The organism is Bacillus sp. UNC69MF (assembly GCF_000746035.1).
Lineage (GTDB): Bacteria > Bacillota > Bacilli > Bacillales > Bacillaceae > Bacillus > Bacillus velezensis.
In genome coordinates, this window is the sequence record NZ_KN050798.1 from 920,428 (window position 1) to 935,710 (window position 15,283).

12 protein-coding genes are annotated in these 15,283 nt (G+C 48.2%); 6 read left to right on the forward strand and 6 right to left on the reverse strand.

The window, feature by feature from the left end; all coding sequences use genetic code 11:
- The first annotated feature begins 7 nt into the window (after positions 1-7).
- Positions 8-7,465: a beta-ketoacyl synthase N-terminal-like domain-containing protein gene (locus tag BR62_RS0116390; protein WP_032871530.1), complete on the forward strand. Its 7,458-nt coding sequence runs from the start codon at positions 8-10 to the stop codon at positions 7,463-7,465.
- 137 nt (positions 7,466-7,602) lie between these two features.
- Here the strand turns inward: BR62_RS0116390 and BR62_RS0116395 are convergent, their stop codons facing one another.
- On the reverse strand, positions 7,603-8,814 hold the full coding sequence (locus BR62_RS0116395; protein WP_032871634.1) for a cytochrome P450 family protein: 1,212 nt from the start codon (positions 8,812-8,814) through the stop codon (positions 7,603-7,605).
- 288 nt (positions 8,815-9,102) lie between these two features.
- Here BR62_RS0116395 and BR62_RS0116400 point away from each other — a divergent pair, with 288 nt between their 5' ends.
- Together BR62_RS0116400 and BR62_RS0116405 are read left to right on the forward strand one after the other, a co-directional pair.
- Positions 9,103-9,537, forward strand: coding sequence for a NucA/NucB deoxyribonuclease domain-containing protein (locus BR62_RS0116400; protein ID WP_032871531.1), 435 nt, complete (start codon positions 9,103-9,105; stop codon positions 9,535-9,537).
- 59 nt (positions 9,538-9,596) lie between these two features.
- Complete coding sequence (locus BR62_RS0116405) at positions 9,597-10,352, forward strand: YoaK family protein (protein WP_003154084.1); 756 nt, start codon at positions 9,597-9,599, stop codon at positions 10,350-10,352.
- Positions 10,353-10,385: 33 nt separating this feature from the next.
- On the opposite strand, the gene BR62_RS0116410 is transcribed toward BR62_RS0116405, so the two are convergent.
- The gene (locus tag BR62_RS0116410; RefSeq protein ID WP_032871533.1) at positions 10,386-10,748 is read right to left on the reverse strand and encodes a protein YmzB; all 363 of its coding nucleotides are present in this window, start codon (positions 10,746-10,748) and stop codon (positions 10,386-10,388) included.
- 193 nt (positions 10,749-10,941) lie between these two features.
- Positions 10,942-12,270 carry a S8 family peptidase gene (locus tag BR62_RS0116415; RefSeq protein WP_032871534.1) on the reverse strand — a complete coding sequence of 443 codons (1,329 nt, stop codon included), beginning with the start codon at positions 12,268-12,270 and terminating at the stop codon, positions 10,942-10,944.
- 177 nt (positions 12,271-12,447) lie between these two features.
- Between BR62_RS0116415 and BR62_RS19360 the strand changes: the two genes are divergently transcribed.
- The 3 genes from BR62_RS19360 to BR62_RS0116430 all read left to right on the forward strand — a co-directional run bounded on the left by BR62_RS19360 (position 12,448) and on the right by BR62_RS0116430 (position 14,156).
- Positions 12,448-12,681, forward strand: a complete 234-nt coding sequence (locus tag BR62_RS19360; protein ID WP_015239897.1) for a hypothetical protein — start codon at positions 12,448-12,450, stop codon at positions 12,679-12,681.
- A 255-nt stretch (positions 12,682-12,936) separates the two neighbouring features.
- Positions 12,937-13,644, forward strand: coding sequence for a poly-gamma-glutamate hydrolase family protein (locus BR62_RS0116425; protein WP_032871536.1), 708 nt, complete (start codon positions 12,937-12,939; stop codon positions 13,642-13,644).
- Positions 13,645-13,703: 59 nt separating this feature from the next.
- Positions 13,704-14,156 (forward strand): OsmC family protein, encoded by a 453-nt coding sequence (locus BR62_RS0116430; protein WP_014305039.1) that lies wholly within the window; start codon positions 13,704-13,706, stop codon positions 14,154-14,156.
- Between the two features lie 13 nt (positions 14,157-14,169).
- Here the strand turns inward: BR62_RS0116430 and erbB are convergent, their stop codons facing one another.
- The 3 genes from erbB to BR62_RS0116445 form a co-directional block, all read right to left on the reverse strand.
- Positions 14,170-14,523 carry an SMR family multidrug efflux transporter EbrB gene (gene erbB, locus BR62_RS0116435; RefSeq protein WP_007410379.1) on the reverse strand — a complete coding sequence of 118 codons (354 nt, stop codon included), beginning with the start codon at positions 14,521-14,523 and terminating at the stop codon, positions 14,170-14,172.
- Positions 14,524-14,540: 17 nt separating this feature from the next.
- Entirely contained in the window at positions 14,541-14,855 is a 315-nt protein-coding gene (gene erbA, locus BR62_RS0116440) for an SMR family multidrug efflux transporter EbrA (RefSeq protein WP_007410378.1), read from the reverse strand.
- A 138-nt stretch (positions 14,856-14,993) separates the two neighbouring features.
- Complete coding sequence (locus BR62_RS0116445; RefSeq protein WP_395940036.1) at positions 14,994-15,257, reverse strand: hypothetical protein; 264 nt, start codon at positions 15,255-15,257, stop codon at positions 14,994-14,996.
- Between the last annotated feature and the right edge of the window lie 26 nt (positions 15,258-15,283).

The window sequence follows — 15,283 nt, forward strand, 5'->3', positions numbered from 1 at the left end:
GACGGCTTTGCAAAACACTGAAGATCTTCTTTACAAACTATTGGCAGGCCAGCTGAAATCTGTCGGATTTTTTACGGAAAACGAAACGCAGCCTGTCATGCAGGGGTTTTACGGCAGGTGGCTGGAAGAAAGCATCTCCATCTTGGTGCAAAAAGGCTTTTTGAAACAGTCAGGCAGTACGTATGTGTTAACGGGTCCGATAGAGCGTGCGGACGTTCTGTGGCAAGAATGGGATGAAAAGAAAGCTCCTTTACTCAAGGACAGCAGCAAACAGGCGATGATCACCTTAGTGGAGACCGCTCTCAGAGCTTTGCCGGATATTTTATCCGGCAGAGTTTCTGCCACTGATGTTCTGTTTCCTGATTCCTCAATGGAATTGGTGGAAGGAATCTATAAAAACAATGAAACGGCAGACTACTTTAATGAGGTGCTCGCTGACACATTGACGGCTTTCATTGAAGAACGCCTGAAAGAAGACCCGAACGCGGAAATCCGGATATTAGAGATCGGAGCGGGGACGGGCGGGACGAGCGCGGCCGTGTTCAAAAGATTAAAAGAGTACAAACATCATGTGAAAGAATATTGCTACACCGATCTGTCAAAGGCCTTTTTCATGCATGCTGAAAAAGAATACGGTCCCGACAATCCGTATTTGACTTATAAGCGGTTTAATGTGGAAGAGCCCCCGGCTTTGCAGGGTATAGAGGCGGGCGCATATGACGCGGTAATTGCGGCAAATGTGCTTCACGCGACAAAAAATATTCGGCGGACACTTCGCAATGCCAAAGCGGTGCTTAAAAAGAATGGGATTTTGCTATTAAATGAGATTAGCAGCCATTCGGTTTATTCTCATCTGACATTCGGTCTTTTGGAAGGCTGGTGGCTGTATGAAGACGCCAAACTGCGCATTCCCGGATGCCCGGGGCTGTATCCTGAAGCGTGGCAGTCTGCGCTGGAAAGCGAGGGATATCGGTACGTTACATTTATGGCGGAATCGTCACATCACCTCGGCCAGCAGATCGTGGCGGCAGAAAGCGACGGCGTCATCAGGCAAAAGCAGCCGGACGCGCAGGCGGTTGAAGAAACTGCGGCTTCCAAAGAGCAGGCTGATTTCACAGAACCGTCTTTCTCAGTCACAGACCGGACTGTGCAATTCATAAAAGAAACGTTAGCCAAGTCCATAAAGCTTGCTCCCGAGCGCATTCAGCCTGAGACGAGCTTTGAAAAATACGGCATCGACTCCATTTTGCAGGTGAATTTTATCCGTGAACTGGAAACATTGACGGGCGAGCTGCCGAAAACGGTCTTATTTGAACACACGAATACGAAAGAACTTGCCGAGTATTTGCTGGAAACTTACCCGGATAAGCTGCAACAGGCATTCGGAGCCGAACAAGCGCCTCCTGAAACAAAGCATCCGGAACCTGCAATGAATGAACCGGTGCCGCTTGTCACGGAAACGCGGCGGTTTATCACTGAACAAAAAGAGCCAAAAGCGCCAAAGCCGGAAACAGAAACCGTCACCGTTAATCGTTCTGATCGTGACGACATTGCCATTATTGGCATCAGCGGCCGCTATCCCGAGTCTGAAACCCTCGATGAGCTGTGGGAGCATTTAAAAGCCGGAGACAGCTGTATTACGAAAGCTCCGGAAAACAGATGGAAGTCCGGTCTTCTGAAAACGATGGCAAAAGAAACACGAAAAGAAGAACACAAAACACGGTACGGCGGATTTCTGCAGCATATTGACGCTTTTGACCATCACTTGTTTGACATCCGGGAAGACCATGTGATGGAGATGACGCCTGAGCTCCGTCTAAGCCTTGAAACCGTATGGGAAACATTTGAAAACGGAGGCTACTCGTTAGAAAGAGTAAACGAATGGCAGGAATCAGACAGCGGCATCGGTGTATTTATGGGCAGTATGTACAATCAATATTTCTGGAATATCCCGTCATTGGAAAAAGCTGCGCTCAGCTCTAACGGAGGGGATTGGCATATCGCCAACCGCATTTCCCACTTTTTCAATTTAACAGGCCCGAGCATGGGCGTTACGACCGCATGCTCCAGCTCACTGAGCGCCATTCATCTCGCCTGTGAAAGCCTGAAGCTTAACAGCTGTTCCATGGCGATTGCCGGAGGGGTCAATCTCACGCTTGAACCGTCTAAATATGATGCGCTCGAACGGGCGAATTTGCTTGAACAGGGAAGTGAAAGCAAAAGCTTCGGAACCGGCACGGGCCTGATGCCGGGAGAAGGAGTCGGGGCGGTGCTCTTGAAGCCGCTCTCCAAAGCGCTTGCCGACAAAGACCATATTTACGGGGTCATTAAAAGCAGCGCGTTGTGCCATAGCGGCGGAAGGCAGATGTACACGGCTCCGGATCCGAAACAGCAGGCGAAGCTCATGGCGGCTTCCATCGACAAGGCCGGAATCAATCCGGAAACAATCAGTTATGTTGAATCAGCGGCAAACGGCTCTGTATTGGGAGATCCGATTGAGGTCATTGCCCTGACAAATGCGTTCGCGCAATATACTGATAAAAAACGTTTTTGCGCGCTTGGATCCGTCAAGTCAAATCTCGGTCATTTAGAGGCGGCTTCCGGCATGTCCCAGCTCGCGAAAGTGCTGCTGCAAATGGAGCGGGAAACATTAGTCCCGACGATTAACGCAAAACCGCAAAATCCGAATATCAACCTTGAACAAACGGCTTTTCACCTGCAGGAAAAAACCGAGTATTGGGAGCGTATGAGGGATGCCGAAACGGGGGACATCATCCCGCGGAGAAGCATGATTAATTCCTTCGGGGCAGGCGGGGCATATGCAAATCTCATCGTAGAAGAATATATCAGCCCGAATTCCGATCAGGCCCGTCACGGCGATGAGGAATATATTTTCCCTGTGTCAGCGAAAACAAAATGGAGTTTTGAAGCCTATCTTGACAGACTGGCGGCCTTTTTAGAAAAGACGCCATCTCTTCATCCGGCCGCCATCGCATCCGCGCTGCAAAAAAGAACGCATCATTCGGAGTATCGGGCGGCATTTACGGCTGCTTCCGTTCAGGAACTGCTGGAAAAGCTGGCCGCTTACCGCATGGATCAGCGGAATCTCAATTTCTCTGAATCTGATATTGGCCGGCGTGCGCGGCAATGGGAAAAAGGAGAGAATATCGCGTTTGATCAGTTGCAGCAAGAGCACGCCGTTCATCTGCCGGCCTACGCTTTTGACCACGGGACTTCTTTTCAATTCAGTGAATCAGAAAACGCTGCCGGCGTTCAGGCGGTATACAGTGATGACGATCCATACGTGAAAGGGCATCAATTCAGCGGAGAACCGGTACTCGTCGGCGCTACATATAACAGTCTGGCAGTCGATCATTTTTGTGATCTTTTTCCTGAAGCGGAAGGAGGACAAATTAAAAAACTGAATTACGTCAGCCCCATTACCGTAAAAAAAGGCGATCGCATCGAGCTGAAAACAGAATCGAAACAAAACGGGGATGGATTTGAACTGAGCATAATGCACCGCAGCCGCACGTCTCCTGATTGGAGCATAGCGGCGTATGCCGAGTGCAGCCCCTATCCGTTTCAAAAGCAGCACGCGGATCTGGCGGCCATTCAGCGCTCTTACCGGGAAGTGGGCCGGATAGATGAGTTATACGGAGACGGAACGGGACCCGTCGTGTGGGGAGAAGAATTTAAAACGATTACCCGCCTGTACAAAGGCTCTGATGCCGTTTTAGCGAAAGTGAACCTGAACAATAGCGACTCACAACAAGCGCATCATTATGCCGTAAATCCGTTCATCGCCAACAGTGCTTACTTGGCCTCACTTTCTTTATTGGATCAAACGGAGGCGGAAAGCTATCTGCCGTTCGGCATTAATTCCGTCACCTTCAGCAGCCCTGAAGATCTTATCGATTGCTGGCTGCACATCAAGCTGACCAAACAAACGGGGGAAATGATTCTGATTAACGCAGATGTCATCAGCAGCCGATCGGAAGTGGTGATGCGTTTTGAAGGCTATGCCCTGAAACGGTTCCGCCCGAAAACCGAACAGATGAATCAGCCGGCCCGAACGGCTGTTAAGAATGCGGGAGCACCGATTTCTGCCGGCAGTCTGACAGATGATATCCGCAGCTACGTCCTTGGCAAGCTCGCCAAGATGATGGATGAACCCGGGCCATCTCTTCGTTCTGACGCGAATATCATGGAATTGGGACTTGATTCAGCAAGCCTGATCGGGCTGACAAAAGAGATCGGACAAGAGGCGGACATCGATGTGAATCCAACATTGTTTTTCGAGTATCCGACCGCGGAGGAGCTGACCCGCCACTTCGCGTCAGCATATGAGAGCAAGTTTTCTCAATTGCTTGCCGATCATAAGCATTCAGAAGAGGCCAGGGTCACGGAAACAGAAGAGCGCACTTTACCGAGGAAACAGCATACGCCTTGTGATAACGCCGATGTCAAGCAAGGAATCGCGATTATCGGTATGTCAGCTCAGTTTCCGCAATCCCCGGATATCCAGTCTTTTTGGGAGCACATCGTAAACGGGGATCACTGTATTACCGAAATTCCGGCGGACCGCTGGGACTGGCGCCGTTACGCCGGTGATGAGAATGACACGAGTCTCAGATGGGGCGGTTTTATTGACGGTGTCGGCGAATTTGACCCGCTCTTTTTCGGAATTTCCCCTAAAGAGGCATCACAAATGGGGCCGGAGCAGTTTCTGCTTTTGATGCATACATGGAAAGCAATGGAGGATGCGGGCCTGACAAATAAGGCGTTATCAAGCAGACCGACAGGCGTTTTCGTTGCCGCGGGCAACAGCGATCCGAACAATGGAACAGCCATCCCGTCCATCATTCCGAACAGAATATCATATGCCTTGAATTTACAAGGACCGAGTGAATATTACGAGGCTGCCTGCACGTCAACCCTGGTGGCATTGCACAGGGCGGTTCAATCAATCCGTCATAACGAATGTGAGCAGGCTGTCGTGGGCGCCGCCAATATTCTGCAGTCGCCGAAGGGCTTTATCGGTTTTGACTCAATGGGATATTTAAGCAAAAACGGCCGGGCGAAATCGTTCCAAAAAGATGCCGATGGCTTTGTCAGAAGCGAAGGGGCGGGCGTTATCATCATCAAACCGCTTGAGGCGGCAATTGAAGACGGCGATCATATTCACATGGTCATTAAAGGAACAGGAGTGTCTCACGGCGGTAAAGGCATGTCGCTTCACGCACCGAATCCGGCGGGAATGAAGACCGCGATGAAAAAAGCGTACGAAGACACCGATGTTGATCCGCAAACTGTCACTTATATTGAAGCGCACGGCATTGCCTCCGAAATGGCAGATGCGCTGGAGTTTAATGCAATCAAAGCGGGTTACGGCGAGTCTGCAAATCAAGAGGAAAGCGCGCCTTGTTATATCAGTACCGTGAAACCTTGCATCGGGCACGGCGAACTCGCTTCCGGACTGGCCGCCCTTATAAAAGTGGCGATGGCCATGAAGCATCATACCATCCCGGGTATTCCCGGATTTACAGCTGCAAATGAGCAAATGGCCATTCAGAAAAGCCGCTTCCGTTTCACCGAAGACAATCAGGAATGGACACAGCTCACCGACCATACGGGCAGACCGATCCCGCGCCGGGCCGCAATTAACAGCTATGGCTTCGGCGGCATGAATGCGCATGTCGTCTTGGAACAGTACAGCCCGAGCCATAAAGACAAAGAATCTGTGCATGAACCGCAGCTTATCGTGCTTTCTGCTAAGAGCGAAGGGCGTCTTAAGGCGGTCGCAAGTCAGCTGGCTGATTTTGTGCAAACTGGAGATACTCTGTCATTGCGGGATATTGCTTATACGCTTCAGACCGGCCGTGAGGCGATGAACTGCCGCCTGGCACTCGTTGCCCGCAATCAAGATGAATTGCTGGAAAAACTGAAAGAGTACAGAGCATTTTCCGAAGAAGGCAATGGAATGAAAAGCTTCTTTACAGGCAGTCAGCAGACTGGATCAGGAGATATCGGCGTTTTACTGGAAGGGACTCTCGGTACAGTCGTCACGGAGACGCTGTTGGCTGAAAACAATCTCGAAAAACTTGCATTTTGCTGGGTGAAAGGTGCGGATATACCGTGGGACAGACTCCACCAAGGCAAATCTGTTCAAAGAGTGCCGCTTCCGACATATCCTTTTGAAAACCATAAGTATTGGAACGGCGGTCAGCCAGAAGCCATCAGCCTTGCACCGGTTTCACAGAATCCTCAGATCCGCTGCGAGAGCGCGGCTGACATTGTGGCAGACATTTTGGGGATGAAGGCAGCGGAAATTGATCAAAATAAGCCGCTGACTGAATACGGCTTCGATTCAATCTCCTCTATTCAGCTGTTGAAGAAACTTGAGGACGGAGACAGCCGCATCAGTCTGGAGGCTCTTCAGAAATGCAGCACTCTTCAGGAGATCTGCATGCTGTTAAAAACGAACCAACCGCAGGAGACGGGCCGGAATTTTCCCGAACTCGTCAAGCTGAATGAAAGAGAAAAAGGCCGTCCTGTTTTTTGGTTTCACGGCGGAACGGGAGGCGTGGAAGCATACCAGCCATTCGCCAAAAAGAGTCAGCGACCTTTTTACGGCATCCAGGCAAGAGGTTTGACAGGGAAAGAGCCGCTGCAAGGAATCGAAGAGACGGCCGCTTCTTATATGAGAATCATCCAAGCGGTACAGCCGAAAGGCCCTTATGACCTCGGCGGATATTCCTTGGGCGGCATGCTTGCATATGAAACCGCGCGCCTCTTGCAGGAGGAAGGTCATACGGTAAAAAGCGCCGTCATGATCGACACCCCGTACAGTGAAAAATGGAAAGAAAGAAAACCATCTGTTAAGTCAGTCATGCTGCAAACGATCAATACGATGCTTACAGCATATCTTAAGCCTGAAAACCTTGAAGAGGCATTAATCAGCAGAGAAGACATTACCGTCCAGGCTGAGGAAGAAGAAGTATTGAAAGAATTGATCGGCCTTGCCAAAAAGCGCGGTCTGCCAAAATCCGAAGAAGCGATCCGGATGCAGCTGGAGCAAATGATGAAGACGCAGCTCGCTTACGGAATGGAAGAGTATGACATGAAGCCGCTGCCTCATCCGGAAGCGCTGCAATGCTACTACTTCCGTAATAAAAGCGGTTTGTTCCTCGGACATCTTGAACGTTATCTGACAGCAGAGGAAGAACAAATTCCGTTAGACCATGATGCGTATTGGAAAGAATGGGAACGCCAGATGAAACAGTTTCACCTGTTGGACGTTCACTCTTCCAATCATGTCACAATGCTGTCGGAACCAAAGCCGCAAAACGCCATTAAAGCATTCTGCGAAAAACTGTACGCAAACAAAGGAACGATAAGCGCAAATTTCCTTAAATCTTTCAGAAAAAAGCTGGACGAAACAAATGAGTTGGTAAAACGGTAATAGAGAACGGCCGGAGCAATCCGGCCGCTTTTTTTATCCATATAGAACTAAATTTACTATGTACTAAATTTTCATTGTCGTATTGATTTCTGTTTATAAGACATTAAAAAAACCCCCGATAAACAGGGGGGGCGATGTTAAAATCTGACAGGAAATGTTTCAAGCCCTCTCAAAAACACATTTTTTCTCCATGTTACATCCTCGGGCGCGCCTTTCAGCTCTATATTCGGAAACCGTTTTAAAAGCGCAGTAAAGGCAATGGATGCTTCCATCCGGGCGAGCGGAGCCCCGAGACAAAAATGAATGCCGAATCCAAAAGAGATATGACGGTTCGGTGTTCTCGCTATATTTAATGTATCAGGATCATCGAAATATTCCGGGTCCCGATTGGCTGAACCGATGCCGATAAATATCATATCGCCTTTTTTAATGGAAACATCTTTATAAGTGAAATCTTCAATCGCCCATCGATTCGCCATCATGATGACGGGAGAGGTATAACGCAAAAGCTCTTCGACCGCCGTCTGGATATTTTCGGGCTGCCGCTTTATCTTCTCCATCTGGTCTTTGTGCAGAAGAAGCGCCAGGGTGCCGGAGCCGAGAAGGTTAACCGTTGTTTCAAGCCCGGCAACGACTAACAAAAACAGCATGGAATACAGCTCTGATTCACTCAGCTTTTGGCCGTCCTCATCAGCGTAAATAAGCTTGCTCGTCAAGTCTTCACCCGGATGTTTTCTTTTTTCTTCGATCAGTGTTTTCATATATTGTTTAAATTCTTTGAGAGCCTGGTTAGTCGCATCTTGTCCGCTTTCTGACGTGTCGACCATTGCGTTTGTCCACACTTGAAATTTGGCGCGGTCCTCTTTCGGAATCCCGAGCAGTTCGGAAATGACGATAAACGGAAGCGGTGCGGCGAAATCTCTCATGATATCAGGGTCTGCTTTTGTTTCCATTTCATCCAGCAGCTCTTCTGTGATCTGCTCTATCCCGGTGCGAAGCTGCTCAATCATCCGGGGAGTGAACCCCTGATGCACCAAAGAGCGGAGACGTGAATGATCCGGAGGGTCTTTTGCCAGCATATGCTCTGAGACAAAATCGATATCTTCACTGACATTCAGCTTCGCGATCAGCTCCTTCGGCATGACCCGTTTTACATCTCTCGTAATTCTGCCGTCTTTTAAAAACGCCATACAATCATCATAACGCGTGATGAGCCAAGCCGGAAAGGTGCCTCCGAAACGCTGCAGTTCGAATTTATGTATGGGGTCCTGCTCTCTGAATCTGCTTAAAACCGCAAAAGGGTTTTCGTGAAACTCGGGTGAGTGTGGGTGAAACATTGTTTTTTCCATCTGGATTTCCCCGCCTTCATGTTTTTGAAAAGACATAACAAACAGCCGGTGCCTGCCGACCGGACGGCATTCCTCCTTTTATCTGCCGAAGACACTGATCACAACGGCTCATAAGTATGTCTAAAATATATAAGGAAACAGAAGCCGGTTCAATAGACAAATCGTAAAGCCGCCATTTTCGTTGATTATCAACAAAACAGCAAACTTTTTTTTCCATTTCATCATGTGTGTTAAATCCGGCTAATATACATATTTACGCTTCATATCAACTTCTTAAGGAGGATGTGAATGAATGCGTTTATGAAATGGGCGGCAAGTCTGCTTTTGGTGATCTCTCTTCAGTTCGGCCTTACAGGCGCCGGCATCCATTCGGACAGTGCTGCTCGTGCCGCATCCCGATACGATCAGGTGCTGTATTTCCCGCTGTCAAAATATCCGGAGACGGGAAATCATATAAAAGACGCCATTTCGGCAGGTCATTCTGAGATTTGTACAATTGATCGGAACGGAGCGGAGAATAGAAGGAAAGAATCGTTGAAAGGAATTCCGACAAAGCCCGGGTTTGACCGTGATGAATGGCCCATGGCAGTCTGCACAGAAGGCGGGGCGGGGGCTGATGTCAGATATGTAACCCCGTCGGATAACCGCGGGGCCGGTTCATGGGTTGGAAATCAAATGAGCGGATATTCCGACGGCACGAGAGTATTATTTATCGTTCAGTAGCTTCTCCGGTTCGCCGGAGTTTTTTTATGCTCTGAAAAAGCGGCACGCCGGCTGGACATATGAAATGGCAAAGAGTAAACTTATATGTTGGAATCAGCATGAGAAAGGATTGGATCACATTGACAGTGACTACATACCGAAATATTGCACTTTTACTTCTTTGTTTAACAGCGGGAATTGTGGATGTGATCGGTTATTTAAGCCTGGGACATATCTTTACCGCCAATATGACGGGGAACATCGTTCTGTTCGGCCTGGCGATCGGCAACTCGTGGCACCTTGCCGTACTCAAATCGTTAACCTCGTTAATCGGATTTATTGCCGGCGTTATTGCCGCGGCCCTGCTTGTGGGCAATAAAAAGAAATCATTCTGGCCCCCTGCGGTAACTGCCGCTTTAGCTATTGAAGGAGCTGTTTTGCTGCTGTTTGCTTTGTTCTCCTGCTTTTTTGCAGATGCCATTTCTGTTTATGTGCTGATTATGCTGCTCAGCTTCGCAATGGGAATGCAGACGACAGCCGCGAGAAAACTTGGTGTAGCGGGGATTTCCACGACCGTATTAACGGGAACGCTCGCTAATTTTTTTGAAGATCTCACCGCAAGGTTTTACAAAGCGGACAAGCGGAAGCAGTTTACGAGAGATGCTGTATTGCGCGCGCTTGCTTTGGTGCTGTATTGCTTTGGGGCGGTCATCGGTGCATTCGCTGAACCGGATTATAAGTTTGCCGTGATCTGGCTCCCGATTATCATTATTTTAGGCATTATGCTTTGCGCATTCACGATGTTCCACGGATATTCAGAAGAAAAAAACCAATAAAAAAACGCCGCTGATTCAGGGCGTTTTTTCTTTTTATTGCTCTTTCCGGGTCCCGATTGTATAAACGGCCCGATCTGTATGTACCTTTAATCCGTCTTGCTCCTTTTGGATGGTGATGTCACCGAGCAGAGGGATTTCATACGCATCTTGGGGAAGCGGGACATTTCCTTCCTCCGTATAGGTTGTGCCGTGCCCTTTTAAGACGAGTTCTTCGTCCGCTACATAGTCATCGGGATGGTTTGTCCGGCGGACGAGAACATCATCAAGGTGAAGCATGATCTGGTCCATATCAGAAATCTCGTTTAGGCTGTCTGTCAGCTCTCCTTTTCTGATATCAAGCGTTTGTCCGATCTGTTTTTGCAGCCATTCAGACAATTCGGTGTTTGTAAGTGCCATTGTGATTCCTCCTTTTATCTACACCATACTTATTCCCTATTTTTTTAGAAATACACTGCCTTGCATTGATCTTTTTTTCTGACAGCCGATTTGTGAAGCGTTCCGAGTTTCTTCATTATAAATGTTTCATCTGTTCACCTGAAAAACGGAGTCATCTGCAGGTGCAGACGACTCCGTTCTCATGATAAAAAGGTTACTCTTTCGGCACGGCGTTTTCAGCGTTTACTGCGCCCGCTCCGTAAATGTTCGGATCTTCATTTGTCCACTTATCCGGACTTTGTTTGATCAGTGTTTTCACTTCGTCAGGCGAAAGCTGCGGGTTCTGCTGAAGGATTAAGGCGGCAATGCCCGCACAGATCGGAGTGGCCATGGACGTGCCCGACAGACTGAAATACAACGACCCTACACGATTTGATTTTTGTAATTTGTCAAGGTATGAACGCGGAGAACGGAGAGATACGATATCGACCCCGGGCGCAAGAATGTCAGGCTTCTCTTTTCCGTACACCGTCGGTCCGCGGCTTGAGAATGAAGCGACCGTATCGTCCTCATTGCCGGCCGTATCATTGTCATCATAGGCGCCTACCGTGATGACCTTCTCGCTGACACCGGGGCTTGAAATCGTTTGAGCTTCCGGACCGGAGTTGCCCGCGGCGACGCAGACGACGATTCCTTCATTCCATGCCTCTTCAACGGCCTTGACGAGCGGGTCGTCCGTTTCTTTATCATATCTGAGCGCATCTCCGCCCAGTGACATGCTGATGATTCTGATCGGATTCTTTGTGTGTTCTTTATTATATTGTATGCACCATTCCACACCTTCAATGATAGCAGCCAAGGTTCCTGATCCTGATTTGTTTAATACCTTGACTCCGATCAGATCGGCTTCCGGCGCCGGCCCCTGATATTTACCGGAAGATGAAGCGCCGCTGCTTGCGATATCACCGGCGCAATGGGTGCCGTGTCCGTTGTCATCATACGGTTCTGTCTTTTGGTTGACAAAGTCCGCAAATCCGATAACTCTGCCTTCTAAATCGGGATGCTGATAGATTCCGGTATCAATAACGGCGACGGTTACGCCTTTTCCTGTTAATACGGTGACGTTACGGGTCACTTCTTTTGCATGAGACGATTCAGCTGCCGTATCAAGGAGCGCTTTTACTTCACGGTTTAAATAGATTTTACGGATATCCCGGCATTGCGAAAGAAGCATGTGAAGGGCGGACGGAGTGACTTCGGCGCTGCAGCAATTGATTGTTTGAAACTGCTTTTTTATGGTGCAGCGTTTTTCTTTTGATAAGACCTGTCCTGTGCTGTGAAAACCGGATTCATGGCAGCCCTCTTCAAATTCAATGATGACTGACATTTTCTTTCTGTTTTTCACCTTTTTTTCGAAAAACTTGTGCAAAAAGCAAGGGGTCCATTTGAAAGGTTTATATAACTGTAATACGTTTTCTCTGAGCGGCCAGTCCAGCTTATGAGCATTTGACCGCACCATTTGTACCATTGAGTAACCAAACATATATACTTTTCCTCCCATTCTGGCGATTCTCTCTATACCATATGAACAGGCCGTATGTTCGGTCAGTTTGTTTGTCCTTCAGGAGCGCGGTTACTTGCGGCTTTTTCAGGAGAAGAAATCGAGTTGGAATGGAACATTTGTTCGTTTATAATGAAGCCGGCGGAAGGAGGTATATACATGAACATAATATTGAGACATTCCTTGGAAAAACAGCTTCCGATTGATATTATATATATGAAAAAAGACGGCTCCATTTCAAAACGGACCATTATGATAAAAAAAGGGGATGAGCGGGCTGTAACGGCATTTTGCTGTACAAAAAGGCAGATGAGAACTTTTTTGACGGGCTCCATTCTGTCCTGTGCATTTGCTTCGGGAGGCGGATATTCATTTTTAAAAGCGTATTCTTGATGCCGTCCGTTTCCGGCCGTGAATCTCCCGCCCCTGAAAATTCGGGCGTTCCTCCCTTTTTTTTTGCCCTCTCTCAACCTTTTTTCACTGATGCCCGGCATTTGAGCGCTTGAACCGTGACAATCCATTGATTTTTCGAAACCGGGAAGTTTTTCACTGATGATAATGTTAATAGAATGTTAAGATAAGACCTATTGACAAAAATCCATATAATGAACATGTCATTTTTCAGAAAGGAGCAAAGAAGGAGAGCTGATGAAAAGAATTTTACTTAATGTCATCATTATCGTAGCAATGGTCTTACTAATAAGATGTGCTCATTATGCGTCAGACCCTGATCCCTCGAATTCTTCTGATACATACACAGATTTTAAAGATTTGGCTGAACATGAAGACCCCGATGATTATCATATATCGTACAATAAGCGAAAGGGGAGCCCCGTATTGATCATGTCGCCGCACGGAGGGAGAATTGAGGGCGGGGTGAGCGAGATCGTCCGCTCTTTCAGAGATGATTACTCAACCTATCTGTTTGAGGGATTAAAAACGCATGATAACCAGACTCTTCATATTACGAGCACCAGGTTCGATGAGCCTTCAGCAGTCGAAAGCATTAAGCAGCACCATTATGTTATCGCAGTTCACGGTTATAAAGGCGACGAGAAAAATACTCTTGTCGGAGGAAGCGACCGGAAGCGGGCGAAAAAATTGGTGAGAGCTCTCGAACGAAACGGATTTTCTGCAGAATTGGCAACCTCAAAAACCGGTCTGGCCGGGGTTGACACCGAAAATATCAATAACCAGGCGCAAACCGGGCTGAGCATACAGCTTGAGATCAGCAGAGAACAGCGGGAAGCGTTTTTTGATAATTTTGATTACCGCGAAAGGGAATTCACAAAAACGGAGGAATTTTACCGGTTTGTCCGTACGATAAAAAGACTGATCAATCAAGAGTATTCGTAAGCTTAAAAAAAGACAAACGAGTGAAAGATGAGTAAACTGAAAAAAAGGAGGTTTGTCCCTTGGCAAAACATCACTTTTATTTAAAAGCAAATTGGCCCGGAAATCGCAATGACGTCGGCGATATTAAAAGCGGCCGGCTGGAGACGGCTGTGTCCATTCCTAAGGAAATGGACGGACCCGGAGAAGGCACAAATCCTGATGAAATGCTGCTTGGAGCGGCCGCTACCTGTTATATTATAACGCTTGCGGCGATGATGGAAAGAAGCGGCCTGGATAAAGAAGATCTACATATGGAATCTGAAGGAATTGTAGACGTCACGAACGGTGTGTTCACGTACCAGAAAATCATTCACCGTCCGTTTATATTATTAAAGCCGGATGCAGCCGAAACGGACTTTACGCTCGCCAGGAAGTTAGCGCAAAAAGCGGAGTCCTCATGTATGATTTCACGAGCGGTCCAAGGAAACGTGGAGATGGAGCTTGAGGTTGAAGTAAAAGCTGCCCGCGCTTGACGAGTTCAAACGGTCAGCTCCGGGCCGTTTGATTTTTTTTAGCTTTTTGAGACTTGGAACGGTTCAGCAGGATGACGCCCGTGATGACCAAAACAAGCCCGATCATCATTTTGACTGTCATGGCCTCCTTAAAAACAAAAAAGCCGACAATTGCCGTTAAAGCGGTGCCGACACCTGACCATGTCGCGTATGCGGCGGATAAATCAAGGCTTTTCAATGAGAAGCTCAAAAACATAAAAGAGGCTCCGATTCCGGCAATGACGCCGAGAGCGGGCCACAGGTGCGTAAAACCGTCCGACAGCTTCAGCATCGTGCTCCCGAACACTTCTGATACAATGGCTAATGCCAAGCAAAGTAATCCTTTCATCAGCATGCCTCTCCTTTCTACCAATTCATCAAAATGACACCGGCCAATAAGAAAAAGAGTCCGATGACGGCCTGCTTGTCCAGTTTTTCATGAAACCATTTCGCTCCGATAATGGATGCGAGCACTGTTCCGGCTCCGCTCCATGTTGCATAGGATAAGCTAAGCGGAATGAGATTCAGTGTCAGTGAAAGCATATAAAAGGCCAATGAATAGCCTGCCACTACAAGCGCGCTCGGCAAAAACCGCGTAAATCCGCGGGAGACCTTCAGCATGGCCGCGCCGATTGACTCTGATAAAATAGCAATTGTGAGGAAGATATAACCCAGAATCATATCAAATCCCCCTCTCATCATAATCCTTATGCCTTTTGTTTAAGGCAGTAAAATAAAATAATATCCGAACTTTGCCCGCCAAGTCAAGACATTAGGCCTATATAAAAAGGCCCCTGAAAGGAGCCCTTTTTGATTGTCTTAGTAGTAATACGGATAGTAAGGGTAGCCGTAACCTCCGTACAAATACGGATTGAACAAAGCGCTTCCGACAAGCCCCCCGACAAGCCCTCCGACAAACGGTCCGCCGTAAAAACCAAACGGCCGTCCGAACCCGCCAAACCAAGGGCGGCCAAACCAAGGCCGGCCAAAACCAAAACCCGGTCGCCCGAAGCCGAATCCGGGACGCCCGAAGCCGAATCCCGGCCGTCCGAACCCAAATCCGGGCCGTCCAAACTGTCTCATATCACTATCTGCTTCGTATGTGTATT